Annotated in this window: 21 protein-coding genes and 1 tRNA gene; 12 read left to right on the forward strand and 10 right to left on the reverse strand. The window is 63.2% G+C overall.

What is annotated here, in order from left to right; all coding sequences use genetic code 11:
* Position 1 precedes the first annotated feature (1 nt).
* Genes JOD97_RS23855 through JOD97_RS23870 form a run of 4 tightly spaced genes read right to left on the reverse strand, consistent with a single transcriptional unit; the run spans position 2 to position 7,692 of the window.
* Complete coding sequence (locus JOD97_RS23855) at positions 2–2,356, reverse strand: beta-galactosidase (RefSeq protein ID WP_209724167.1); 2,355 nt, start codon at positions 2,354–2,356, stop codon at positions 2–4.
* 5 nt (positions 2,357–2,361) lie between these two features.
* Entirely contained in the window at positions 2,362–3,642 is a 1,281-nt protein-coding gene (locus JOD97_RS23860) for a DUF2264 domain-containing protein (RefSeq protein WP_209724169.1), read from the reverse strand.
* Between the two features lie 13 nt (positions 3,643–3,655).
* Positions 3,656–4,792 (reverse strand): glycoside hydrolase family 88 protein, encoded by a 1,137-nt coding sequence (locus JOD97_RS23865; protein ID WP_229264672.1) that lies wholly within the window; start codon positions 4,790–4,792, stop codon positions 3,656–3,658.
* Positions 4,793–4,809: 17 nt separating this feature from the next.
* The gene (locus tag JOD97_RS23870; RefSeq protein WP_209724173.1) at positions 4,810–7,692 is read right to left on the reverse strand and encodes a TonB-dependent receptor; all 2,883 of its coding nucleotides are present in this window, start codon (positions 7,690–7,692) and stop codon (positions 4,810–4,812) included.
* Positions 7,693–8,167: 475 nt separating this feature from the next.
* Here JOD97_RS23870 and JOD97_RS23875 point away from each other — a divergent pair, with 475 nt between their 5' ends.
* The 9 genes from JOD97_RS23875 to JOD97_RS23915 all read left to right on the forward strand — a co-directional run bounded on the left by JOD97_RS23875 (position 8,168) and on the right by JOD97_RS23915 (position 17,525).
* Positions 8,168–10,495 carry a glycoside hydrolase family 31 protein gene (locus JOD97_RS23875; RefSeq protein WP_209724176.1) on the forward strand — a complete coding sequence of 776 codons (2,328 nt, stop codon included), beginning with the start codon at positions 8,168–8,170 and terminating at the stop codon, positions 10,493–10,495.
* Between the two features lie 440 nt (positions 10,496–10,935).
* Positions 10,936–11,916, forward strand: coding sequence for a poly(3-hydroxybutyrate) depolymerase (locus tag JOD97_RS23880; protein WP_229264673.1), 981 nt, complete (start codon positions 10,936–10,938; stop codon positions 11,914–11,916).
* Positions 11,917–11,934: 18 nt separating this feature from the next.
* Positions 11,935–12,426 carry a hypothetical protein gene (locus tag JOD97_RS23885; protein ID WP_209724187.1) on the forward strand — a complete coding sequence of 164 codons (492 nt, stop codon included), beginning with the start codon at positions 11,935–11,937 and terminating at the stop codon, positions 12,424–12,426.
* Positions 12,427–12,746: 320 nt separating this feature from the next.
* Entirely contained in the window at positions 12,747–14,336 is a 1,590-nt protein-coding gene (locus JOD97_RS23890; RefSeq protein ID WP_209724189.1) for a hypothetical protein, read from the forward strand.
* 30 nt (positions 14,337–14,366) lie between these two features.
* Positions 14,367–14,843, forward strand: a complete 477-nt coding sequence (locus JOD97_RS23895) for a hypothetical protein (RefSeq protein ID WP_209724191.1) — start codon at positions 14,367–14,369, stop codon at positions 14,841–14,843.
* Positions 14,844–14,946: 103 nt separating this feature from the next.
* On the forward strand, positions 14,947–15,501 hold the full coding sequence (locus tag JOD97_RS23900; protein ID WP_209724193.1) for an FxDxF family PEP-CTERM protein: 555 nt from the start codon (positions 14,947–14,949) through the stop codon (positions 15,499–15,501).
* Positions 15,502–15,552: 51 nt separating this feature from the next.
* The gene (locus tag JOD97_RS23905; RefSeq protein WP_209724195.1) at positions 15,553–16,335 is read left to right on the forward strand and encodes a PAAR domain-containing protein; all 783 of its coding nucleotides are present in this window, start codon (positions 15,553–15,555) and stop codon (positions 16,333–16,335) included.
* A gap of 57 nt (positions 16,336–16,392) precedes the next feature.
* Positions 16,393–16,971, forward strand: a complete 579-nt coding sequence (locus JOD97_RS23910) for a lytic transglycosylase domain-containing protein (RefSeq protein WP_209724196.1) — start codon at positions 16,393–16,395, stop codon at positions 16,969–16,971.
* Positions 16,968–17,525, forward strand: coding sequence for a hypothetical protein (locus JOD97_RS23915; protein WP_209724199.1), 558 nt, complete (start codon positions 16,968–16,970; stop codon positions 17,523–17,525). The genes JOD97_RS23910 and JOD97_RS23915 overlap by 4 nt, the downstream gene beginning before the upstream one ends.
* Positions 17,526–17,601: 76 nt before the next feature.
* Here the strand turns inward: JOD97_RS23915 and JOD97_RS23920 are convergent, their stop codons facing one another.
* Positions 17,602–18,039, reverse strand: coding sequence for a hypothetical protein (locus JOD97_RS23920; RefSeq protein WP_209724201.1), 438 nt, complete (start codon positions 18,037–18,039; stop codon positions 17,602–17,604).
* Between the two features lie 107 nt (positions 18,040–18,146).
* Positions 18,147–18,223 (reverse strand) — tRNA-Met (locus JOD97_RS23925).
* Positions 18,224–18,381: 158 nt separating this feature from the next.
* Between JOD97_RS23925 and JOD97_RS23930 the strand changes: the two genes are divergently transcribed.
* Positions 18,382–18,786 carry a VOC family protein gene (locus JOD97_RS23930; protein WP_209724203.1) on the forward strand — a complete coding sequence of 135 codons (405 nt, stop codon included), beginning with the start codon at positions 18,382–18,384 and terminating at the stop codon, positions 18,784–18,786.
* Positions 18,787–18,789: 3 nt separating this feature from the next.
* On the opposite strand, the gene miaA is transcribed toward JOD97_RS23930, so the two are convergent.
* Genes miaA through JOD97_RS23945 form a run of 3 tightly spaced genes read right to left on the reverse strand, consistent with a single transcriptional unit; the run spans position 18,790 to position 22,647 of the window.
* The gene (gene miaA, locus JOD97_RS23935; RefSeq protein ID WP_209724205.1) at positions 18,790–19,746 is read right to left on the reverse strand and encodes a tRNA (adenosine(37)-N6)-dimethylallyltransferase MiaA; all 957 of its coding nucleotides are present in this window, start codon (positions 19,744–19,746) and stop codon (positions 18,790–18,792) included.
* A 1-nt stretch (position 19,747) separates the two neighbouring features.
* Complete coding sequence (gene mutL, locus JOD97_RS23940; protein WP_209724207.1) at positions 19,748–21,706, reverse strand: DNA mismatch repair endonuclease MutL; 1,959 nt, start codon at positions 21,704–21,706, stop codon at positions 19,748–19,750.
* A gap of 8 nt (positions 21,707–21,714) precedes the next feature.
* Positions 21,715–22,647: a peptidylprolyl isomerase gene (locus JOD97_RS23945; protein WP_209724209.1), complete on the reverse strand. Its 933-nt coding sequence runs from the start codon at positions 22,645–22,647 to the stop codon at positions 21,715–21,717.
* 149 nt (positions 22,648–22,796) lie between these two features.
* Between JOD97_RS23945 and JOD97_RS23950 the strand changes: the two genes are divergently transcribed.
* Together JOD97_RS23950 and JOD97_RS23955 are read left to right on the forward strand one after the other, a co-directional pair.
* Positions 22,797–23,441 carry a VTT domain-containing protein gene (locus JOD97_RS23950; RefSeq protein WP_209724211.1) on the forward strand — a complete coding sequence of 215 codons (645 nt, stop codon included), beginning with the start codon at positions 22,797–22,799 and terminating at the stop codon, positions 23,439–23,441.
* 149 nt (positions 23,442–23,590) lie between these two features.
* The gene (locus JOD97_RS23955; RefSeq protein WP_209724213.1) at positions 23,591–24,607 is read left to right on the forward strand and encodes a carbonic anhydrase; all 1,017 of its coding nucleotides are present in this window, start codon (positions 23,591–23,593) and stop codon (positions 24,605–24,607) included.
* Between the two features lie 16 nt (positions 24,608–24,623).
* On the opposite strand, the gene JOD97_RS23960 is transcribed toward JOD97_RS23955, so the two are convergent.
* Positions 24,624–25,466, reverse strand: a complete 843-nt coding sequence (locus JOD97_RS23960) for a D-hexose-6-phosphate mutarotase (RefSeq protein ID WP_209724215.1) — start codon at positions 25,464–25,466, stop codon at positions 24,624–24,626.
* Positions 25,467–25,477: the final 11 nt, after the last annotated feature.

Raw genomic sequence — 25,477 nt, forward strand, 5'->3', positions numbered from 1 at the left:
GTCAGCCGGGTTTGACCAACTGCTCGCCGACATACACGCGGTAATGACGGATACGCCCCGTCACCCCGTCCTCGCCCTGGCGCGGCGTGTAGCGCATGCCGGCCACCGTGTCGGTCTTGCCCAGATCGATGATGAGGCGATGCGGATGGACCGGGTGCGGCGCCTTGCCGCTATACGCGCTGTGCCAGAAGTCCGTCGCCTGGCCGTTGATGGCGTTGAGCGCCGAACCGTCCTCCTTGCTCCTTTCCTCGCTGCTGACATAGGCGATGGTCCAATTGGATTGGTTCAGCGTCTTGCCGTCCGGGCCGAGCAGCGCCAGTTCCGCCACCGCCGCGAACTGCTTGCCGTCGAAGGCGTCCAGCGACTCCAGGCACACCTGGCGCCCGCTGGCGCTCTGCGCGAACTTGACGTCCTGCGTCGCGGCGCCGTTCTGGAACTCGCCCTCGTGCACCGGCTTGACGCCGTCCAGCGCCGGCTTGTCGTTGTTGGGCGGCCGGACCAGATCGAGCTCGGGACGCAGCTTGTCGAGGATCGGCGCCTTCAAGCCGGCGATGCGCGCGCTGCGCGGTCCGGTCAGGTCCAGCACCACCACCTCGTTGCGCCCACGCTTGATCCAGGGACCCGGCAGATACATGGTCTGCGTCGGCCCGATGCTCCAGTAACGCCCCAGGCAGCGGCCGTTGATCCACACCACGCCCTGGCCCCAGCCCGACATGTCGAGGAAGGTGTCGCCGGTCTGCTGCGCGTCGAAGCCGCCGCGCCAGAAGGCCGGGCCCTTGGCGCGGCCGGTTTTCCAGGTCAGCGGCGGCAGCACGCCGTCGGCGTCGAAGTCGATGGCGCGGATTTCCCAGTTTTCCAGCGGCTGTCCGGCGAAGCGCACCGGCCCGTGCAAGCCCTTGCGGTCGTGGATCTCGACGCCGAAGTTGACGCGGGCGATGGTGTACAGCAGGATCTCCAAGGTCACCGGCCGGCTGCGCGCCGGCAGGTCGACCTTGAAGCGGCGGTAGCGCGTGTCCAGCGTGCCGACCTCCTTGCCGTCGACGTAGACCCAAGCCAGGTCGCGCACCTTGGCCGCTTCCAGCGTGCCGGCCGGGCCGGCGGGCAGGGTGACGCGGTAGGAGACCAGGCCCCGGCTGATGTCGTAGCGTTCGATCGGCTCGGGCGATACGGCCTTGATGGCGTCGGCCGGCAGCGCAGAGGACACCGATGCCGACTGCTTCAGCGCGAACGGCGCGATGGCAATCAGCGGATTTTGCGGCGGTGGCGGCGGCAGCGTTTCGCCGGCCATCAGGTAGGGCTTCATGCCGTCGCGGTAGGCGTGGAACTTTTCGCCGGTCCATCCGGCTTCGCTGATCGGGGCGTCGTAGTCGTAGCTGGTGGTGTCGGGACGGAAGGGGCGGTCGCAGCCGCCCCACAGGCCGAAGGTGGTGCCGCCGTGCGCCATGTACAGGCTGAACGAGCCGTTCGCCTTGAGCATGGTCTGGATGTCGGCCACCGCGCCGGCGGCCGAGCCGCGGCGGTGCGGCGCGCCCCAGGTGTCGAACCAGCCGGAGTAGTATTCGCCGCACATGCGCGGCCCTTTCTGCACCTGGTCCAGCACCTTGAAGCCGGCCGCCGGATCGCTGCCGAAGTTCGCCACCGAGAACAGCTCCTTCATATGCGTCTTGGCGACGGCGTTGGTCGGATTGCACTGGAACAGGGGGACGTCGAAGCCGGCGTCGAGCAACCCCTGGCGCATGTCGCGCATGTAGTCGAGGTCCTCGCCGAAGAAGCCGTACTCGTTCTCGACCTGCACCATCAGGATCGGGCCGCCCTTGGTGATCTGCTGCGCGCCGAGCGCGCGCCCGACTTCCTTCATCCAGCGTTTGGCCGGCGTCATGTAGGCGGCGTCGCGCGTGCGCAGGAAGCTGTCGCCGGGGCTTTTCAGCAGCCACCATGGCAGGCCGCCCATTTCCCACTCGGCGCAGGCGTACGGGCCGGGACGCAGGATGACCCACAAGCCCTCGGCCTGCGCCAGGCGGCAGAACTCGGCGGCGTCGCGCTGTCCCTGCCAGTCGTATTTACCTTCGCGCCATTCGTGGTAGTTCCAGAACAGGTAGGCGCAAACGGTGTTAAGGCCCATGGCCTTGATGGCCTTCAGGCGGTGCGTCCAGTACTCGCGCGGGACGCGGGCGAAGTGCATTTCGCCGCACCGGATCTGCAGGCGCTGGCCATCGAGAAGGAAATCGCTGTCGCCGATGGCGAAGCGCGCGGAGGTGGCGCCCCATACCTGGGCGGTGACGGGCAACAGCATGCTGCCCATGGCGGCGCTGGCGCCGCGCAGGACGCCGCGGCGTGAAATCGAATGTGAGGTCATGGTAATCAGTAATTGACTGGGTAATCTTTAGGGAACCTGGCGCCCGCGAAGGCTTTTTTCTGCGTCCAGTCCTGCGACGCCGAGGTCCAGTAGGTGTCGCTTTCCGGCAGGCCCAATGGCAGCAGGCTGGCCGAGGCGATGTACATGCTGCCGTTGTTGGAGTACCAGTCGCCCAGCTCCGGCTGATGGCCGACGAAGCCGATGGTCAGGTAGCCGTCCCTGGTGAAGTTGCCGGGAGCGGTCCACACGGCCTTGTGCACCGCCTGCAGCGCGGCGCGGATCTGGCCTTCCGGCAGGCTGGCCGGCAGCTGCTTGCGCAACGCCAGCAGCGCCAGCGGCTGGAACGCCGCCGTGCGGTAGGTCAGCGAGCGGCCGATCGGCGGGAAGCTGCCGTCGGTGGAGATGAAGCGTTCCAGGTGCTCGCTGTAGCGCTGCATGCGCTTGACCGCCTGTGCGCGCAGCTCCTCCGGTTTGCCGTTCCAGAACGCGCCTTTTTTCTGATCGAGCACGTCGAGTATCTCCACCAGCATCGGGTGCATGACGAAGGCGTTGTAGTAGTCGAAGTGGAAGGCGTCGCCGTCCTTGATCCAGCCGTCGCCCACGTACCATTCGTTGATCTTGCGGATCGCGACGTTCATGCGAAGCGGGTCGAACTCCTCGCCGATCGACATCAGCCAGGCTTCGTTCATGGCGGCGAACAGCATCCAGTTGATGTACGGCGGCTCGATGCGGCGCAGCGACTTGATCTCGGCGATGATGCGCTGCTTGGTCTTGGCGTCGAGCGGCTCCCACAACGCTTTCGGCGCGCGGATCAGGGCATTGGTGAAGTAGGCCGAGTCGACCAGCGTCTGGCCCGGGCCTTTCCACAGCAGGTAATCGGGATTGGCCGGATCGACCGAGTTGGTGTAGCTTTGCAGTGCCAGTTGATGCAGGCGCTTGCGGGTGCGGCCCTCCGGCGTGCCGTCGTCCTCCAACGCCAGCCACGGCGCGATGCCGGCGATCAGCCGGCCGAAGCACTCCAGGTAGGCCACGCCCTTGTCGCGGCCATCCCAGGTCGGGCTGACCTCCAGCGCGAAATTCTTCTTCAGCGTGCCGGCCGCCATGTTGGCCAGCACCGGCTCGGACATCTTGTGCGCCAGCGCCGCCAGTTGCGCGCGGGCGCTCTTGCCGTCGGTGCCGATAGCGCTCGCGCCGGTGGCCGTCGCCGCCACCGCGTTGTGCGCGCCGGCGACGGCGCCCGCGGCGGAACCGGCCATCACGGCCTGTATGAAATTGCGTCGTTCCATCGAGTCTCCGTTGTTATTTTTTCAGCAGCCGCACCATCTCGGAGGAGGCCAGCAGATACGCGCCCACCCCGAACGGCGTGGTCGAATTCTGGTCGACCACCTGTCCCGGCACCGCGCGGTCGCCAATCGGCTGGATGTAGCCGATCTTGCCGTCCGGTTGCAGGGCCACCTTGCTCAGGTAATGCCAGCCTTTGCGCACCGTCGGCAGGTACTCGTCGCGATCGAGCACGCCGTTGTTGATGCCCCACAGGTAGCCGTAGACGAAAAAGGCGGTGCCGCTGGTCTCCGGTCCCGGCGCGTGCTCGGGATCGAGCAGGCTGCGGGTCCAGTAGCCGTCGGCCGATTGCGCCTTCTTCAGCGCGCCCGCCATGCCCCGGAACTTGGCCAGGTAGTCGGCGCGGTGCGGGTCGTCCTGCGGCAGGTCCGCGAGCACCTTGGCCAGGCCGGCGAACACCCAGCCGTCGCCGCGCGACCAGAAGTCCTTCTTGCCGTTGACGCTTTTGTGCTTCGGATAGACGTAGCGCGCGTCGCGGTAGTACAGACCTTCGTCGCCGTCGTACATGATGCTGTTCGAATAGTCGAAGTACTCGTGCAGCTTGTCGAGGTATTTGCGCTCGCCCGTGATGGTATACAGCTTGGTCATCACCGGCATCACCATGTACAAGCCGTCGGACCACCACCAGTAGTCCTTTTGCGCGGTGCTCATCTGGTATTCCATCACCGCGCGCGCGCGCGCGATTTTCTTCGGGTCCTTGACCGCGTCGAACTGGTACAAATCGGCGTAGGTCTGGAAGCAGATCTGCCAGTCGCCGAACATCACGTGTTCGTCGGTCTCGCCGTACTGGTACTTCCATTTGGTCTTGTCGGTCGACTTGGCGCCCTGCCACTGGTTGTGGACGGCCCAGTCCTCGGAGTACTGGCGGTAGCGCGGATTGCCGGTGATCCGGTACGCTTCCATATTGCCGGTGTGGTAGGCGGCGATGTCCCAGAACGCCCATTTTTGCGGCGACTCGCGCTGCTGCCAGTAGTCGTTGACCTTGTTGATAATCGCGACCACCTCCTGTTGGGAGGTGTCGACCGCCGGCTGCGTGGTGGCGCAGCCGGCCAATCCCAGCGCGAGCGCGCCGGTTGCCAGGAGTCGTTTCATCATAGGTTGAAGCTTATTCCTTAGAGTTTTCCGCGGATGCCGAATTTGATGGTACGGCCATCATACTTCGCATAGTCCATCCGTGTCTTCTTGCCGCTGCCGTAGCGGCCACTCGCGTCCTCGAAATAATCGTAGGCCAGCGTGTTGCTCAGGTTGAGCGCGTCGATGCGGAACTCCAGCTTCTCGCTGATCTTGTAGCTGATGTTGGCGTCCAGGTAGCCGCGGCCGGCGCGCCAGCGTATCAAGTCGTCGCCCAGGTTGCGCGGATTATCGCCGTGCAGCGACTTGCCCTTGTAGTTATAGGACATGCGCATCGCGATCGGGCCGTTCTCGAAATACAGCGTGGTGCTGTAGGCGTACTTCGGCACCGAGTTGACCTCGATCTCCTTGCCCGCGTTGGTGATCCACTTGGCGCTGTTGAACGGATCGATATGCGTGTAGCTGGCCAGCGCGCCCATGCCGTTGAAGGGCGCCGGCAGGAAGCTGAACGCCTGCTGGTAGGCCAGCTCGTAGCCCTTGAGCGTCTGCTGGCCGGCGTTGGTGTAGCTGCGCAGCGTCATCGCCAGGTTCGGATCCACATGTCCGCTGGCGTCCTGGAACAACGGGCCGAGCGCGGTGTCGGGCAGGCCCAGGGAACCGAAGGTGACCACCTGCGTGTTGGCGACGGTGGCGTCGGTCAGCTCCTTCTTGAAGTAGGCCGCCGACAGCAGGCTGCCGGGCGAGAAGTACCATTCCAGGCTGGTGTCCAGGTTCTTCGACTGCTGTGGACGCAGGTTCGGATTGCCCGACGTGGCGGTGTTGTCGAACTGGTTGGGGATCACGGTTTGCGCGGCGATCACGGACAGCGAGGCGCGCGTGATGGTCTTGCCCCACGAGGCGCGCCACATCAGGTTCTCGGTCAGGTCGAACGCGCTGCTGATGGCCGGCAGCACGTTGCTGTACGAGCCATTCTCGTGATTGGGCGAGTACACCAGGCTCGCGCCCTGCTGCTTGAAGTTGTCGATCTTGGTATCGGTGCCGGAGAAGCGCACGCCGGCGTTGATGCGCAGTTCGTGGTCGGCGATCGTGCCCTTGAAGTCGGACTGCACGAAGGCGGTCTTGACATCCTCCTGCGCGGTGAAGCTTTGCGAGGGCGTGAACGCCGACTGCGGATTGTAGGTGTTCGGATCGAACTGCGAATAGAAGTAGTTGCTGTCCCAGGTGCTCCACGCATGCGGCCAGCCGGCGCCGAAGTCCAGGTTATCGATCGGCAGGTTGCTGGTCATGCCGTTGCGCATGCCGGCGGCGCCGATGCTGTTCAACTTGGCCGTCGCCAGCGAGGTGCCGTTACGTTTGTTGACGCCCTTGGTGGTCGAGACGAACGTCAGGCCGGCCTTCAGGTGGCCGGTCCATTCGCCCGGCAGGTCGTAGTCCCAGTCGGCGACCACGCGCGCCTGCTTGCCCTTGTCGGTTTCCTTGGTCCAGCCGGTGCTGACGGCGAAACCGCTCCAGTTGTTTGGATCGGTGTAGCTGGTCGGCGACGAGATCGACGGGTAGACATGGTCGTCGCCATAGTCGATGGTCGACTGCGCGCCGTAGATAAAGCCGGACAATTGGCCGGTCGCGCTGGTGGCGGTGCTCTGGTTCAAACTGGCCTGGCCGGTCAGCGTGAATTTGTCGCTGACCTTCCAGCTGCCGTTCAAGGCGCCGTAACCGAATTCGGTTTCGTCCTTGGTGTAGCCGGCGCCGGCGTTGTAGGTGGTGTTGGCGAAGGTGCCGGTCAACAGATTGGTGGCCGGATCGATATGCACGTTGACCGGAATCAGGCCGTTGTTGCCGCTCGCGCCGGCGGGCGCCGCGCGGTTGGTGGTCTTGGTGCTGCGCACCAGGATGCCGAACAGCGTCTCCTCGCGGGTGTTCTTCAGCTTCGAGTACATCGTATCGAGGCTGACGTTGACGGTCGGTGTCTTCCACTGCAGCGACGACACCAGGCCGTCGCGCGTGCGCTCGTTCTGCGAGCCGTAGAAGCGGTAGATACGCGGCAGCAGCGCCTTGTCGATCTGGTCGCGCGTGTAGCCGGACAGATTGGCGCGCGGATCGTCATAGTCCAAGGTCAGCGCGAAATTGCCTTTCACGGGACTCTGGCTGCCGTTGAAGGAGCTGTTGTAGCCGCCCGTGGCCTCGAAGCCGGAGCGCGTGTTGACGCTGCCCGAGTGCGAGGCGCCGATCAGGAAGCCCAGCTTGTCCCAGGTGTTCGAGTACAGCACGAAGCCGTTCGGGTCGTTGTGCTTGGAGGCGGTGTTGTAGGTGTCGGTCAGGCCGTAGCGGATGGTGCGCTTCGGGTTGTCGAACGGGCGCGGGGTCTGCAGATCGACCACGCCACCGAGGCCGCCCTCGGTCAGTTCGGCCAGCGGCGATTTGTAGAAGTCGACGCGGCCGAACAGTTCGGACGCGAACACGTCGTAGTTGAAGCCGCGCGCCGCGCTGCCGATGGTGGACGTCGACGTGGTGTTGACCGGCGCGCCGTTCAGGGTGGTGACCGAGTAGTCGGTCGGCAGGCCGCGGATGGAGATGCGCTGGCCTTCGCCGGACGATTCGTCGCGGTTCAGGATCACACCCGGCACGCGCTGCAGCGATTCGGCGACGTTCGCCTCCGGGAATTTGCCGATGTCCTCGGCGACGATCGAATCGCGCACGCCGATGGCCTGGGCCTTGAGATTGAGCGCCTTCTGGAGGCTGGAGCGGAAACCGGTGACGACCACCGTTTCGACTTTGTCCTGGGCCGCGGCGGGGGCGGCCGCGGGTGGTGTGGCGACTGCCGGTTCGCCGCTGGCCGCCGCCGGCGTCTCCTGTGCCAGTGCCCCCGGGGTGTACATGGCGGCCAGCGCCAGCGCCACCATCGTCTCCAATGTTTTCTTTTTCATTTTTATCCTCAGTGTTTGATTTCTGGGTCGCCTAAGCCGTCTCTTGCCTGGCAGAGTCAAGACTAGTCACTTAGCAAACAGTGAGCAACTAGCGGTAGGGAGCCGGGGGACCGCAAGTTAAACGGTTTCCGTGGAGGAAGAATCGGGCGGCGGTGGCAGGCTTTCCCTCTCAGCGGGCGGGGTCGGGCGGCCGGGGTGGCTGGCGGCGCGATACTGGGAATTGTCATAAAAGTCACAAATAATCACCGATATGATTATTTTTGCGCGCAGCTATTCCCACTTCGTATAGGCGGACGCAATTTTTCTATACGAATTGTGGAAAAAAAGTAACGCTCGCGCCGCCGTCGTGGCCCGGCCCGTGCGGGACCGGAATCGGCGGCGCGAAATTTCAGTCCATTGTTTGGTGATTTTCACACTTGCGACAGCGTTGCAACGGATACAAAATTATCGACCTGCAATTACAGGATCTTCCCCCATGAAACTGCTTTCACTCCGCGCCGCCTCGACGGTGCTCGCCTCGGCGCTGGCCGCCACAGCGGTCCACGCCGCGCCGCTCGCCACCCTGGACCGCAATGGCGCCTGGGTCTCGGTGCAGGCCTATGGTCCGAACATCGTCCACGTCTCGATCGCCGCCGACAAGGCCGAGGCGCTCAAGGCGCCGGGCTACGGCATCATCGCCGAGCACGCGGACGGCGGCGCCTTCCAGCACAAGGCCGGCGCCGACGGCGACACCTTCTCCTCGTCCGCGCTGACCTTGCACATCAACGCCGCGCCGCCGCCGCGCGTGCCGAGCACCGGCGAGAAGTACTTCGCGCCGCAACTGGCGCCGGTCGGCCTGCAAGTGAAAAACGCCAGGGGCGAGACCCTCCTGAGCATGAACGGCTGGGAGATGTCGCCGCAGACCGTCAACACCGAAAAGACCTACCAGGTGGGAGCCTCGTTCGCCGCGCCGGCCGACGAGCATTACTACGGCATGGGGCAGAACCAGGAATCGACCGGCGCGTTGGACCTGCGCGGCCGCACCATCGACTGCGCGCACTGGTACGACGCGCCGGCCGGCGAGACGGTGTGCGTGCCGTTCATGGTCAGCTCCAAGTCCTACGGCATCGTCTGGGACAACCCGTCGGCCACGCGCTTTGTCGCCGCCATCAACGGCCGCACCTCGTTCCAATCCAAGGTGGGGGAGCGCGTCAGCTTCTTCATCATCACCGGCGACAAGCCGGAGGCGCTGTACTCGGGCTATGCGCGGCTGACCGGCAAGACGCCGATTCCACCGAAGGCGGCGTTTGGCCTGATCCAGTCGAAGGCGCGCTACGACAGCCAGGACCTGATGCTGCGCGTGGCCAAGACCTACCGCGAGAAGAAGTATCCGCTGGACGTGATGGTGCTGGACTGGTTCTACTGGACGCGCATGGGCCAGATGGACATCAACCCGGCCGAGTTCCCGGACCCGGACGGCATGAACAAGCAGCTGCACGACATGGGCATGCAGTCGATCATCTCGATCTGGCCACGCTACGAAACGTCGGGCCGCTACTTCAACGAGCTCGATGCCAAGGGCTATCTGCTCAAGGACAAGGACGGCAAGACCGTCGACGGCCTGCCGTTCCGTTCCGACCGCACCGGCGGCTTGATCGACCCGACCAATCCGGCCGCGCGCGCGTGGTTCTGGCAGAAGGCGCGCGACAATATCCTGTCGCACGGCTTCGACTATCCGTGGCTCGACGAGACCGAGCCCGATCTGGTGCCGGACGGTTTCTTCTACTCGATCGGCTCGGGCGACCGCTATCACAACCTGTTCCCGCTGCTGCACGTGGAAGGCGTGGCGCAGGGCATGCGCGCGTGGAAGCCGAACAAGCGCGTGCTGATCCTGTCGCGCGCCGCGTACCTCGGTTCGCAGCGCACCGGCGCGCTGTTCTGGTCCTCGGACATCCACCCAAGCTGGGAAGCACTGGCGCGCCAGATCCCGACCGGCTTGAACATGACCGCCTCCGGCATCGCCTACTGGGGTAACGACATCGGCGGCTGGCAGGGACTGCCGCAGGTCACCAGCGCCACCAAGGCGCCGCTGCTCGATCCATCCGACGCGCGCGACGTGATCGGCCAGTACCACGACTATCCGGAGCTGTTCACACGCTGGTTCCAGTACGGGACCTTCCTGCCGACGCTGCGCGTGCACGGCGACCGCAAGGCCACCGAGTTGTGGTCCTTCGGCCGCGCCGCCGAAACCATCCTGGCCGACTACGACCGCCTGCGTTATCGTTTGATCCCGTACCTGTATTCGAGCGCCAAGACCACCTACGACACCGGCGCGCCATTCATGCGGCCGTTGTGGATGGACTTCGCCGGCGATCCGAACGTCGCCAACATCGGCACCGAATACATGTTCGGCCCGGCCTTCCTGGTGGCGCCGGTGACCGAGCAGGGGCAGACGCAGAAGGATGTCTACCTGCCGGCGGGTGCCGACTGGTACAACTACTGGACCAACGAGAAATTCAGCGGCGGCCAGTGGGTCAAGGTGGCGGCGCCGATCGAGCGCATACCGGTGTTCGTCAAGGCCGGATCGATCGTGCCGGTCGGCGCGGATATTCAGTCGACGGCGACCAAACAGGCGATCGTCGCCATCCATGTCTATCCGGGCAAGGACGGCGAGTTCAACCTGTATGACGACGACGGCGCCAGCTACGACTACGAAAAAGGCAAGGGCGCCACCACCACCACGCTGCGCTGGAACGACGCCACGCAGAGCCTGAGCGCCAACGACAAGGCGCTGGCCAAGCTGGTCAAGGTGATCGGTAAATAGACCGCGCCGTTAACACGCAATACACGTAGGGCGGATTAGGCGGAACGCCGTAATCGGCCATGCATGCGCCGGTGGCGGCGCATGCATGGCCGATTACGCTGCGCTAATCCGCCCTACGTGTTTCAAAGGCTCGCTGTCGTCCGGGGCCTCCTCCAGCCCTCCAGCACCCGCTCCAACGTCCCCCCCCGATATCTCCGTCGTGCCCCGGCTGCCAAATGCGTCCGGCCCGATCCGTGCAGAAAATCTTGATAAATCTCAATAAGCTGCCCCGCCTGGATCAGACAATACTGTTTCTACGCGGCCATGGCGCATCGGCCGGTCCACCCACATAAACAGGAGGCGCGATGGTCGCAAACACAGACGCGGATATTGTTCAACTCGGATCGTACGGAGCGTCGAAAAGCAATAATTCGATCTCCGGCCTGTCGTCGGGGGCCTTCATGACGGTGCAGCTGCACCTGGCCCGTTCGGCCAGCTTCGCGGGGGCGGGCATTATCGCCGGGGGACCGTTCCGCTGCGCCCAGACATATCGTTCCCGCAAGACGGTGGCGGCGGAGGACGCCTACATCGAGAACGCCCTGTATATCTGTATGAGCCCGTTGATCCCGCAAACCGCGCCCGATCCCCGGCAACTGGCCGATATGACGCGGGACACGGCCAGGGCGGGCTTGATCGACGATCTTTCCAATCTGGCCGATGACCGGCTCTACATCTTCACCGGCAGCCGGGACCAGGTCGTGTATTCCGACGTGGTCGCGAAAACCCGCCAGTTCTACGAAATGCTGGGTGTAAAAGGGGAGAATATCGCTTACCACGACAACGTGCCGGCGGGCCATTCCATCATCACGGACAATCCGGAGGATTCGGCATTGGCGGCCAATCAGCCGCCATACATCAACAACGGCGGCTTCATGCAATCCCACCATATCCTGGAACATATTTATGGCGCGCTGAAGCCGGCCTCCGAGCGTCTGGCCGGGCGTTTGCTGCGTTTCGACCAGACGGAGTTTCTCGGCAAGGACGCGCAGTGGACCAGCATGAGCCGATTCGGCTACGCCTACATCCCGTCGCAGGTGCTGGCCGGCGCCGTGGCCGCGCCGCGCGTGCATATCGCCCTGCATGGCTGCAAGCAGGGCTACAACTTCACGGACTGCGTCAGCGGCCGCCCCGACACGGCCAACCGTCCGCCCTACGGCAACCGCTATATCACCACCACCGGCTATAACAATATCGCCGAAAGCAACGACATCATCGTGCTGTACCCGCAAGCCGAGGGCACGGACAACGGCCACCTCCAAAACCCGGACGGGTGCTGGGACTGGTGGGGATACAGCTGCAAGGATGCGAAGTCGCTTTACTATTCCCGTGATGCCGTGCAGATCAAGGCCATTCACGCCATGCTGGACCGCCTTTGCGCTTGAAGGCCTATGGAGGATGTCATGAGTATATTTCCCTTCGCAGTCGACTTGAAATCGAACGAGCAACCAAACCTCGCCGCCGAAGCCGGGGCGCTTGCTTCGAGCGCGACGACCCATCTGGCGCAGGCGCTGACCACGCAGAGGCTGACGCAAAAATACGCCACCAGCATGGCCAACAACAGCGCTTTGTCGCTCACGCTGGCGACGCGGCTGTGGGATCCGACCGTCTGGAGCGAGGCGATGCAGCTGGAGGCGGCCATCTTGCGGCGCTTGCATACGCAGGGGCTCAATTGGCGCAAGGGTTGCACGATACTGCTCGAAGATTACGAGCAACTGCGCCAGGCCAACACCATGTCCAAGCTGATGGAGAAACAGGGCAATCTGATTTCGCAATTCTCCCAACTGCTGACCAGCCAGACGACGGATTTCATCGCGCTGCTGGAGAACATCGATGTCGATTATGGCTATTGGGCCAGCCAGAAGCAGAGTGAGCCGCCGGCGGCTCAGGCATAAATAGATTGCGCCGCCGAGGTTAAGCCTTGCTTCAGAGCGTGTGTTGACCTGCCACGTCGGTATAAAGATGGTAGTAATAATTAGTCTACCAAATGTCAAAAACATTTAAATATTAATTAATAATATGATATTGTTAACAAGCAAATCGTGACCTGGCAACAGGGGGTTGCCACGGTTTTTTTGGCGATTGACCAATACGGGAGACCTTCATGCATAGTCGAGGCACATTGGGATATGGCCTGCGCCAGCTAGAGACGAGCCGCTTGGCTCGGCTGGTTGGCGTCGGGGCACTCTGCTTGTTCGGAGTTTTAGGTTTGGCTGTGAACGACGCCAAAGCCGACACCAAGGGCAAGGTGTTGTACGGAAAGTTGACATACGACCGGGTACCGTCGACGCTGGAGAACGGGCTTAACTACAGCGCGGTCGTGCCAAAGCCCATCCGCAACGTGCGGGTGGTGCTGGTTGAATACAACAAAGAGAGCCCCACGAACCGGGAACTCGCGGTCACCACCTCAGGGGAAGACGGCAGCTACAGCTTCGCGGTTCCCGATCTGGTAACCCGGGTCAGGGTTCGGGCGTACGCCGAGACGGCCAATCCGCCATTGTTCGTTCAGGACAACACCAACGGCAACGCCCTATACACGCTGGAGTCTGCTGCAATTACGACGACCGCGGCGGCCACCGTCAAGGACTTGAACGCCGGCAGCGGCTGGGGAGGGGCGTCCTACACGGGCGCGCGCACGGCCGCACCGTTTGCCAGCCTCGACACGCTCTACTCGACGGCGCGCGCTTTCATGGCGGTGCGACCCCAGCTGAATTTTCCCGCGTTGCCCATTAACTGGAGCGTCAACAATCGTCCGGAATCTGGCGATATCGCTTCGGGCCAGATCGACACTTCGCACTACAACAGTGGCACGGGCGGCATCTACATCCTCGGCAAGGCGGATGTGGATACCGACGAATACGATGCCCATGTCATGGTGCATGAATGGGGACACTACTTTGAAGACAAGCTGGGTCGCTCGGACAGCATCGGTGGGACTCACGGCGCCGGCGACATCATCGATCCACGGCTTGCCTTTGGCGAGGGGTGGGGAAATGCGCTGAGCGCGATGATACTTTTTCCGGACGCGAAGTACCGGGATACCGGAGGCGTCGGCCAGGGCAACACAACGCTCATCATCGACATGGAAACCAACGACTCCAACGATCCGACGCCGGGCTGGTTCTCCGAGGCTTCGGTGCAATCCGTGCTGTATGACCTCTTCGACCCGGCGAACGAGTCGTTTGATAGGGTGGCGCTTGGACTGGGACCGATCTACGACATCATGACGGGGGGGCAGAAGAGTACCCCGGCGGTGACTTCCATTTTTTCGTTCATCAACGCCTTGAAAACAGTCCCCGGCACCTCGGCCTCCACGATTGCGGCAATCGACAGCGTGACGTCGAAGTCGGGTATCAGCCCCGTTCAAGACGAGTTTGGGACCGGCGAAACCAACAACGGCGGCAATGCGGCGAACCTGCCGGTGTTCCGGCAGATGACGGTGGACGGCGAGAGCCAGACCCTGACGTTCCTGGCGGATGTGAACCGCAATAACAAGCTTGGAGCGAACCGCTTCATCAGGTTCACCAGCCCTGCCGCAGGTCCGCTCCAGGTCATCGGGACCTCGAGCGGCGACATCGGGCTCAAGCTGTTCGAAGACGGCAAGCTGATCGCCGCTGCTGACAGTTACATCAGTGGAACCGAGCAGTTTTCGTTCGCCGCCAAGGCCAACAAGTTGTACGTCCTCGCGGTCCAAGGCTTCAATGTCAACGGGAGCGGCCAATACACCGCGTCGATGCGCATCGCAAGCGGTGAGATCGCGGGCAAAGGCATGATAGTCAATCAAAAAACCAAAACGGTCCGCTAAAGCGTTCCCCACCTCCTTAAGGATGCCATCATGCAAGTGAAAATTTCAACACTGGCGGCGGCGCTCGCCGTCGGACTGATCACCTCATTCACGGCCGCGGCCGTCCACGCCAAGCCCAATGCGCCCGTGGAAATCTCCGGAACGGTGCAAGCTCAACAAGCCACGCTGAAGATCGCCTTCGAGTCGGCCGCGCAGCAGGTCAATGTTCGGGTCTACGGCGTGGATGGCCTGACCGTGGTTGGAGCGAAGTCTCCCGTTATCGGCGGGACTTTCGCCGCCGGCCAAGTGATGACGCTGCTGGTCAACTACACGCCCCCGCCGGGCACGAGCAATCTGGCGGTGCAGGTCGATGGCCAGTTTGACGGCAAACGAGGTTCGAAGATTTCGTCGTTCACCGTGCAAAACGGCCCGGCCGCCAAATCCAGCGTTGCCAGCAGCACCGCGCCGACCATTTCGGTCGACGGTCGCGGCCGGCGGATTGCCATCCTGCCAGCGCAAACCAAATAGCAACGGGTGCCGGCAAGACCCGCGCTCTTTACGGGCGCGGCGCTCTTGCCTGGGCTTTCGCCTACCAGCCTATGACTTAGCCATTATTGAAAAGGAATAAACCATGTTTCTGAAATCGACACTGCTCGCCCTGGCCTTTTTTGCCTTTGCATCGACCGCCCAGGCTGATTCCATCCACACCATCACCGGCGACACGACTGGCGCCGCCATCTTTAATCGACCGGTCGAGGACCTTTCCGGCTTGTCGGCAATCGGCACGGATGTGAGCTTCAACCAATTCAGCTTCACGGTTTCCGCAGCGGGCGATTACTCGTTCTTGACGACGGCGACTTTCGACTCGCTCGTTTTCCTGTACAGCCCGCGCTTCGATTCCCACTCGTCACTGACGAACGCCCTGATCGGTAACGACGATCTTCTTGGTACGACCACTTCGGGCTTCGTGACCCACCTGGACGCCAACACGGCTTACGTACTGGTGATTACCGGTTATGAAGGCTTCGAGTATGGCCAGTACAGCACGACCATTGGCGGGCCCGGCACCGTCGACGTCGCCGTCCGCGCCGTTCCCGAACCCGAGACCTATGCGCTGATGGCAGCTGGCCTGGGCGTCGTGGGCTTGGCACGCCGTCGTCGTGCGCAGTCCTTGAAGATGGCCTGACCAGGCATCGGGGCGGCACCGTTCGGCTGAGCCGTCCCGATCGGCGAGGACATGGCGGCGGCGCGTTTGCCGCCGTGTCGGCACCGGCAAACAGGTAGTTGCCACGGGCGGTGGCGACTCCACGTCATCGCCGGTCGTGCTGTTGGGTTGGATAGCTTGGCAAGCAGGCGAGCGGTACGTCGCGCCGTGCTGCTTCCTGTTTTTGGCATGTGGGCAGACGATGGCACCAAGCCCAAAGATGACGTCGCCTATCAGAAAGCGATACGCGCGGAATGTGGTATTCCCGAAGCCAAGGAGACCAATGTGAGACGTTACATCATCACCGAAGGTGCCAAAACTACGGCTGGCGGCGTTGTGATAAAGGCTAGTAGCCACGGCTCAATTCAAGGCGCACGTATCGCCGTGGAGAATGACCCTATCATATGCAACAGCTGCGGCGGCACAGGTTATATTTTGTGCGTGGGTCCTCGGCTAGTCGAGCTATGGAACGATATTGCGGTCGCTCTTGAAAATGACATTTGTATCTGTGGCTGCACGCCTCACCCTCGCTTAATCGCCAGTCAGACTTTGCGGAGCCAAGTGATCGACGGCACCACAGCGACGTCCTATGCTGCGGAAATCGCGGAAAATAACGGCGTCGTAGCGGACGCTGGTGAATCCTCGCCCGATCCGCAATCCTATGATCTGGATTTTCTGATTACAAACGAAATCACTGGGCGACCGGCAATCGACCATCCCTACGTCCTCGAACTTGCTAGCGGCGTGCGCCTGGAAGGCAGGACGGACCAGGACGGGAAACCCAAAGAATTTCCGCGAAGCAGGCAGACCATGTGACGCTCCAAGTATATGAGTCGGATCCCACACCGATCAATCCGCATTGGGACCGCTAAAATGCCTAAGAAGAAAAGCATTAAAACTCATACGGCGCGACTGACCCCGGTATCCGACAATGAACCTGGCGCTGTCAAAATTGACGACTCTGTGCGGCTCCGTGAGATCAGGACATTGGTTGAGGCGAACAATCAATCAGACATAGGTACAGACCTGATCATCTGTCAGATCTACATGGAATCCCGATTCGACGCGAATGCCAACGCCCAAGGCAGCAGCGCGCGAGGCCTGATGCAGTTGCTGAAGGCACCGATCCGCGAACTCTATCGTCTTGAAAACCTTAAGAAGCCGCGTAAGGAAAGACGTCCCGAGGCGGACCTGTACCGTGATGCGGATGCATTCCACAGTGGCACCGAACTCGTCGACGAAGCCGTTAATATTCGAACTGGCACGGCCTACTTAAAAGCGCTCATCGATAAGCGTACTGCGGATGGTTCTGATGATCCTGTCGCAGAGGCATACAAGGACTACCGAGGTCTCCGTAACGGCATCTATTACGCAAAGATCAAGGCGGCTAGCGAAAAGCTGAAAGCTCATCCGGAATCCATGGAAGTGCTCAGGGAGATGGTGAAAAAATGAAGATGTGTTTTAGTCTTGCGCTCATGTTTTTAGCGTCCTCGGCCGGTGCCTCAGAACCGGTGTCAAGCTGCGATGTTGGCGCTAAAAGAGGGAAGCGAGTCGAGGTTGTTCGCGACTCGGAGATCGGCGATACGCATATTTACTATGTGCGGCAGGAAGGAGAGGTTAAAGCGCTTTTTGGTAATCCGGATGATTCGCGCGGCTCAGACGTTCATATCGCGTGTGCCGGGCAAAAGCGGCACGCGCTTATTGTTTCCGGAATGTTCACCTCCAATTTTTTGCAGGGTTTCGTTCTGACTCAGAATCCAGCCACAGGCAAGATTGAACGATTGGACTTTGCTGAAAAAAATCGGCCTGCACGGCTATATATTGGAGCACGACAAACATTGATCGTGGTGCCGACCAACGGCTACGGGGAGACCAACAAGAAATACATTATGTATCGTCATGTCGCTGGGTCGACCACGGACCTAGAGCCTGTAGGCATAGATAAGCTGCCTCCTGTTGGTCGATTCGAGGTAATCCAGTTGGAGCAATCGATGGTGTCGAAATGAGCTGAATTTATCCGTAGACCTCCTAAGTAAGTAGCCCAGGACAATCGCTAGTCCACCGCTCCCAATGAGATCAACTTTATTGAGGCTCGTTGCGGATTGTTATCGCGCCGTCGTAGAGCGACGTCACCGAGTAAAACGTCGACACCCCGCTGCGTGCGCCTTTCGGGTCGAAGACAATGCTGAGCTCCCGAGGGCCAGACCACCGCAATTGCGGTCCGTTCGGCATGGTGGGGTGACCATTAATCACAGTCATCTTCAACGAATGGCAACCGCCGACATCGGCGCGGCTGCTGGCGGGATATCTACCCGACGATAGCTCTTTGCTTGGAACAACGACGATGGTGTCGATACATGAGGAGCTGGGCATTTCACTGCCAACTTCGGTAATCTGTACGGCGACGTAGGCTTGATCCGGCGACGCGATGGCACGGGAAGTCTGTCCGCCGCCGGAATCGCATGATGCAAAAAAGATGGTCGCAGTCGCAGCCAACAGTCTTCCAATGCTAGCTTTCATAATTTCCCCTCCAAGAACGTGCCCGACGTCCACAAACAAAAAACCCGCCGTCTCACTGGGAGAACGGCGGGTTATTGAACTGAGCCATATAGACTCAGGAAAATTCTTGGTGGTGATAGGTGGACTTGAACCACCGACCCCAGCATTATGAATGCTGTGCTCTAACCAACTGAGCTATATCACCTGCAACGCCCAGCATTATCGGGGTTGGGCTTTGGACTGTCAAGGGTGACCCAAAGATTTTTCTAAAAAAGTGCGTGCACGCGCGTGGTGGTCGCTAAAACGTTAGCATATTGGTATCCTGATGTCCGGGCTATCAGCATATAACCAAACGGAGATGGTATGGCCACCAATATTTTTGTGAATTTGCCTGTGCGCGACTTGCCGAAATCGGTGGAGTTCTTTACCCACCTGGGCTATTCCTTCAACCAGCATTACACCGACGAGGGCGCCACGTGCATGATCGTGGCCGAGAACATCTTCGTCATGCTGCTGACCGAGGAGCGCTTCAAGACCTTCACCCCCAAGCCGGTGAGCGACGCCCACGCGTCGACCGAGGTGCTGGTGTGCCTGCAGGTGGAGTCGCGCGACCAGGTGACGGCGCTGGTCGACAAGGCGATCGAGGCCGGCGGCAGCGCCTACAAGGAGCCGCAGGACCATGGCTTCATGTACGGCCACGGTTTCCAGGACCTCGACGGCCATCTGTGGGAAATCATTTATATGGATTCGGCGCCGCCGACCACGTAACGATTACCCCAGCTTTTCGGCGATTTGCGCCAGCATCGCGCCGGCCGGATCGGGCCCCAGGCAGTCCAGCGCCACGCGCCCGGGCATGGAGCGCAGCCACGTCAATTGGCGCTTGGCCAGCTGGCGGGTGGCGATGATGCCGGTCTCGCGCATGGTCGCGTAGTCGATGGCCCCGTCCAGATATTCCCACGCCTGCCGGTAGCCGACGCAGCGCATCGACGGCAGCCCCGGATGCAGGTCGCCGCGCCGGCGCAGCACCTCCACCTCGGTGATCAGATTGCCGTCCCCGGATTCCTCCAGCATGATGTCGAAGCGGCGCGCGATGCGCTGGTGGAGCACCGCGCGGTCCGACGGCTCCAGCGCGAACGACAGCACCTCGAACGGCAGCTCGGTTTTCTCCCGCAGCGCCAGCAGCTCCGACATCGGCTTGCCGCTCAACGCGCAGATCTCCAGCGCGCGCTGGATGCGCTGGGCGTCGTTGGGCGCCAGACGGGCCGCCGTTTCCGGGTCGAGCGCCGCCAGTTTGGCGTGCATCGCCGGCCAGCTTACGCGCGCCGCTTCCTCTTCCAGTTCCGCGCGCAGCGCCGGATCGGCGCCGGGCAGGTCGTCGAGTCCCTCGGCCAGGCCTTTGAAATACAGCATGGTGCCGCCGACCAGCAACGGCAGGTTGCCGCGCGCGACAATCTCGTCGACCAGCCGCAGCGTATCGGCGCGGAACTGCGCCACCGAATACGAATCGAGCGGGTCGAGGATGTCGATCAGGTGGTGCGGCGCGGCGGCCCGTTCCGCGCGCGTGGGCTTGGCGGTGCCGATGTCCATGCCGCGATACACCAGCGCCGAGTCGACCGAGATGATCTCCGACGGGATGCGCTGGGCGATCGCCAGCGCCGCCGCCGTCTTGCCGGACGCCGTCGGTCCCATGATGGCCACCGCCAACGGTTTTGAAACGGTTGCGTTCATCTTATTGGCCGCGCAGGAAAAGCTTGTCGAGCGCGCCGATTTCCACCTGCACCCAGGTCGGGCGGCCGTGGTTGCACTGGTCGGCGCGTTCGGTGGTTTCCATCTGGCGCAGCAGGGCGTTCATTTCCTGGGTCGACAGGATGCGGTTGGCGCGCACCGCCGTGTGGCAGGCGAGGGTGCCGAGCAGTTCGTTCTGCCGTTCGATCAGCACCCGCGAGCCGCCGAATTCGCGCACGTCGCGCAGCACGTCGCGCGCCAGCGTTTGGGCGTCGGCGTTCTTCAGCAGCACCGGCACGGAGCGCACCGCCAGCGTCGTCGGCGACAGCGCGGCGATGTCGAAGCCCAGCGCCTTCAAGGTCTCGCGGTGCTCCTGCGCGGTGCCCACCTCCACCGCGTCGGCGTAGAAGGTGACGGGGATCAGCAGCGGCTGCACCTGCATCTCCTCGCCGGCGACGCGGCTCTCCAGCGCGTTCTTCAACTGTTCGTACAGGATGCGTTCGTGGGCGGCGTGCATGTCGACCAGCACCAGGCCCTTGGTGTTCTGCGCCAGGATGTAGATGCCGTGCAGCTGCGCCAGCGCGAAGCCGAGCGGGAACTCCTCCTGCGCCATCGCGGCGGCGGATACCGTGAACGGACTCGCTTGCGGCAGCGCCATGTCGGCTTCGGCGCGATAGCCGTCGATGCGGCCGGCGCCGCCGAACAGCGCGCCATACTTCTCGGTGCTCTGGGCGACGCCGCCCTCGCCGGCGCCAAAGCGCGTCGCGCCGTAGCCCGCGCCCACGCCGCCGCCGGCATCGCCATTGCGCGATCCGAACGGCGACGGCGAGAACGTCGGGGCGTAATCAGGGGCCAGCAACGGGCCGAACGAGGTCTGCTCGCCGCGCCAGGTGGCGCTGCCCAGGCTTTCGGCCGCCGGCAGTGGCGACGGCACGCTGCCGTGCGAGGTGGCCGACGTCGCCGCCAGCGCGCGCTGCACCGCGTGGAACACGAATTGGTGCACCGCGCGGCTGTCGCGGAAGCGCACCTCGATCTTGGACGGGTGGACGTTGACGTCGACCAGCGCCGGGTCGAGTTCGAGCGCCAGCACATAGCACGGGAAGCGGTCGCCGTGCAGCACGTCCTGGTAGGCGGCTTTGACCGCGTGCACCAGCACCTTGTCGCGCACGAAGCGGCCGTTCACGTAGAAGAACTGGCCGTCGGCGCGCGCCTTGGAGGCGGTCGGCAGGCCGGCGTAGCCGTGCAGGCGCAGCGCGCCGGCCCGTTCGTCGATCGGCAGGCGCGCCTCGGCGAAGCCGTCGCCGAGGATGTGGGCGCTGCGCTTGGCCATTTCGCTGACGTTCCAGTGGTCGATGGTGCGGCCGTTGTGACTCAGCGAGAACGACACGTCCGGCCGCGCCAGCGCGATGCGGCGCACAACCTCGGCGCAGTGGCCGAATTCGGTCTGCTCGGACTTGAGGAATTTGCGCCGCGCCGGCGTATTGAAGTACAGGTCCTGCACGTCGATCGTGGTGCCCAGGGCGCCGGACGACGGCGCCACGGTGCCGTTGTGCGAGCCGACGATTTCCCACGCGTGCGCGGCGTCGGCGGTGCGCGAGGTCAAGGTGACGGCGGCCACCGAGGCGATCGACGCCAGCGCCTCGCCGCGAAAACCCAGCGTGCCGACGTTTTCGAGGTCGTTCAGCGAGGCGATCTTCGAGGTCGCGTGGCGGGCCAGCGCCAGCGGCATCTGCTCGGGCGGGATGCCGCGGCCGTTGTCGGTGATGGCGATGCGTTTGACGCCGCCTTCCTCCAGCCGCACGGTGATCTGCGTGGCGCCCGCGTCGAGCGCGTTTTCCAGCAGCTCCTTGACGACGGCGGACGGCCGCTCGACCACCTCGCCGGCGGCGATCTGCGAAATCAGCTGGTCGGGCAGGGCCTGGATCGGACGGGGGGAGCGGGGGGAGGTGTCGGGCGCGTTCATCCGGTGGATTATAACGCGGGGCGCTCGCGCACCGGCATCGGCGCGTTGCACAGCTCCACGTAGTTGGGCGAGAACTTGTTCCACGGCCCGCCGCGGTTGCGCTGCGCCTCGACGACCTCCTTGTAGATCGGCGCCTCGCTGCGCATCACCTCCAGGTGGCTGCGCTCGGCCTCCGGCACGTCGGCCGCCAGGCGCACCGATTTGATCGGCGTCCTGGCCTCGTTCGCACCATAGAAGCCCATCTCCTGGCCGCCGCGCGGCTGCGTCGTCAGCAGCGCCATACCCGAGACCACCCGTCCCACCGCCGTGATGTTGCGGTCCAGGTGGCGCGGCGCGTGGCCGTTGACCGCATACAGTTCGGCGCCGTTGCCGCTGTCGGTGGCCATGTCGCGGCCGACGCCGACCGTGGCGTAGCAGTGCGCCAGCCAGGTGGTCTTGGTCTTCGGATCGCGTCCCACCGGGAAGCCGTTGGAGTGGCCGATTTGCGGCGCGTAGCCGTCGAAGTCCATCTGGCGCACAAAATGCTTGTCGTTGGCCATGGGGACGGTGAATTCGCCCGCCACCTTGGCTTTTGCCGTGCCGAGCGGCTTGGGATTCTTTTCGGCGTCCGGATCGCCCCACTGCGCCACGTAGTTGTCCTGCGAGCGCAGCACCGCCAGGCCGTCGAAGTATTTTTCCCGCACCAGGGTCTTGAGGTTGGCGATGTTCTCGGGCGCGAAGTCCGGCGCCAGTTCGATCACCACGCGGCCGCCCGGCAATTCCATGTACAGGGTGTTGTTCGGGTCCAGCGGGCGCCAGTCGGCGGGTTGGGATTGTTTGACCAGTTCGCCGGCGGTGGGCTTGACCGGCAGATCGGCGGCGCCGGCCGTCGCGGCGAGCGCGGCGAGCGCGGCGAGCGGCAGGGAGTAAGTACAAGTACGTAGGAATCGGGTCGGGGACATCCAGAATCTCCTTGGTTGGACGCGTCCGCTTGCTGCGGGCACGCGGACGATTGTAAACTGGTTAACAGCGTTGGGAGAAGAGGCGGGAAACTTCGACCCCTGGCGGCATTGCTGGTGTATGATTCCGGCGCACACTTTATGGGAAGAATATGGATTTTATGCAATTCTTTGACATGATCCTTCATGTCGACAAAACATTGGACGTGATAATTAAGCAATACGGTACGCTCGTGTATGCTGTGTTGTTCGCCATTATTTTTTGCGAAACCGGACTGGTGGTGCTGTTTTTCTTCCCGGGTGACACTTTGCTGTTCATCGCCGGCGCGTTCTGCGCGGTGGGCGAGATGAACCTGGCGCTGTTGATGTTCCTGCTCATTACGGCGGCCGTCACCGGCAACACGCTCAATTACTGGATCGGCGAGGCCATCGGCCAGAAAGTGTTCACGCACGATTACCGCTGGCTCAACAAGGACGCCCTGCGCCGCACCCACGAGTTCTTCGAGAAGCACGGCGGCAAGACCATCGTGCTGGCGCGTTTCGTGCCGGTGGTGCGCACCTTCGCGCCATTCGTGGCCGGCGTGTCGGACATGACGCACGCGCGCTTCCAACTGTACAACATCACCGGCGCGGCGCTGTGGGTTGCGCTGCTGACCACGGCCGGCTATTTCTTCGGCAACATCCCGGTCGTGCGCGACCACTTGACCGAGATCGTCATGGTCGGCGTCGGCGTGGCCGTGGTGCCGATGCTGCTGGGCGGCGCCTGGAAGCTGGGCCGCCGCGTGATGGGCCGCTAAGCGCTCCTCCCGACTGCCTTCAAGCACGCCGCGCGGGCCACGCGGCGTGTCTCTACAGAAATAATTCTCCCTTGCCCGGCCGGCACGTCTCAAGTTTTGCCCAAATGCATCCGTAAACCAGTATGTAATTCTTTTACTTCTGGAAACTCATGCGTACTCTTCTCACCCTGATTGCCTGCTGCTGCGTCGTCATGAGCGCCGGCGCCGCAACCGATCCGCTCATTTCGCCGTCGGCGAAATCGCCGGTGGCGGGTGTGGGAGGCGCGCGCGCCGGATTCGCCGGCGCGTCGACGGCCGCCGCCGGCGCGTCGAGCGCGCCGGCGGCCCGCAAGCCGACCGAGGCCGAAGCCGAGGCCGAGCTGTCGGCCAAGATCGCGGCCCGCCTGGCCATCATGCGGGCCAACCAGCAGGCCCGCGCCGAGGCGGCCGCCAAGGCCAAGAAGGCCGCCGCGGCGGCGGCCGCCGCGCCGCCGCCGGCGCCCAAATTCTTCAGCAACACCTGGTCCTATGAGGGCGAAACCGGCCCCGCCAACTGGGGCAAGATCAATCCCGCCTGGGCCAAGTGCGGCAGCGGCAACCGCCAGTCGCCGATCGATATCCGCGACGGCATGAAGGTGGAACTCGAGCAGATCTCGTTCGACTACCATCCGTCCACCTTCAACGTCACCGACAACGGCCACACGGTGCAGGTGATGGTCGGCGGCGGTAACTTCCTGACGGTGCAGAACCGCATGTATGAACTGATCCAGTTCCACTTCCACCGGCCGTCGGAGGAGCGCATCAACGGCAAGGGCTACGAGATGGTGGTGCACCTGGTGCACAAGGACGGGGAGGGGCGCATCGCCATGCTGGCGCTGCTGCTCGAGCGCGGCAAGCCGCAGCCGGTGATCCAGACCGTGTGGAACAACCTGCCGCTGGAAAAGCTGGAGACCTTGGCGCCGTCGGTGGTGCTCGATCCGATGGAGCTGCTGCCGGCGCGCCGCGACTACTTCACTTTCATGGGATCGATGACGACGCCGCCCTGCCAGGAGGGCGTGTTATGGCTGGTGATGAAGGAGCCGGTGCAGGCCTCGCCGGCCCAGATGGCGCTGTTCAGCCGCCTCTATCCATTGAATTCGCGGCCGATCCAGCCCAGTTCCGGCCGCATCATCAAAGAGTCCAACTGATACGAGTCGAACCGATTCAGTCGGCGCAGATGCGGTGCTTGCCGGTCCAGGCGGCGCCGGCGTCGAGCGGCTTCTGGTCCACGCGCGCCGGCTCGATGCAGACGAAGCGCAGATACTCGTCGTCGGCCAGGTCGACCAGCGCGGCGGCGTCGGCCTGACCCGGATTCCACACCACCCATTCGCTGAATTCGTGCTGGTCCAGCCGCAAGGTGGCGTTGGCCGTGTTCAGTGTCAGCGACGGCGTCGATTGGTACAGGCGGTCGTGCTTTTCGGTGAAGTGCAGCGCCGGATGCTCCTGCGTGGCGGTGTTCAGATGGTGGTCGGTGTAGCGCTGGTGCTGCAGGCCGCTGATGCTGGTCGCGCTCAGGTGGCCGACGTCGTAGTAGGTGTGCAGCGCCACGCCGAACGGGAACGCCGTCTGGCCGTTGTTCCGCACCGTGAACGCGAAGTCGAGCGCGTCGCCGTGCAGCGTGAAGCGCAGCGTCAGCGCGAAGGCGTGCGGCCACGCCTGCGCGTGTTCGGCTGCCAGATCGTCCTGATCGAGGCTGAACTCGAGGAAGGACTGGCCGCCATCGCCGCCGCTGTCGGTCAGGCGCCAGGTGCTGACGCGGGCGAAGCCGTGGCGCAGGCCGGGGCCGCGCATATTAAACTGCGGGAAGATGACCGGCACGCCGCCGCGTATCGCCTTGCTGCCGTCGAGCGGGGTGCGCGAACTGACGAACAGGCGCTCCTTGCCATCGCCGGTTTTCCAGGACAGCAGATGGGCGCCGAACGGCGACACCGTCACCTGCGCGCCATCGGCGGCGGTCAGTCGCACCGCCGGCAGGGCGCCGTATTCTGTCATCGTCACTACAGCCATGGTTCTTCCGT

The sequence above is a fragment of the Duganella sp. 1411 genome, from assembly GCF_017833525.1.
In the GTDB taxonomy this organism is placed as follows: domain Bacteria; phylum Pseudomonadota; class Gammaproteobacteria; order Burkholderiales; family Burkholderiaceae_D; genus Rugamonas.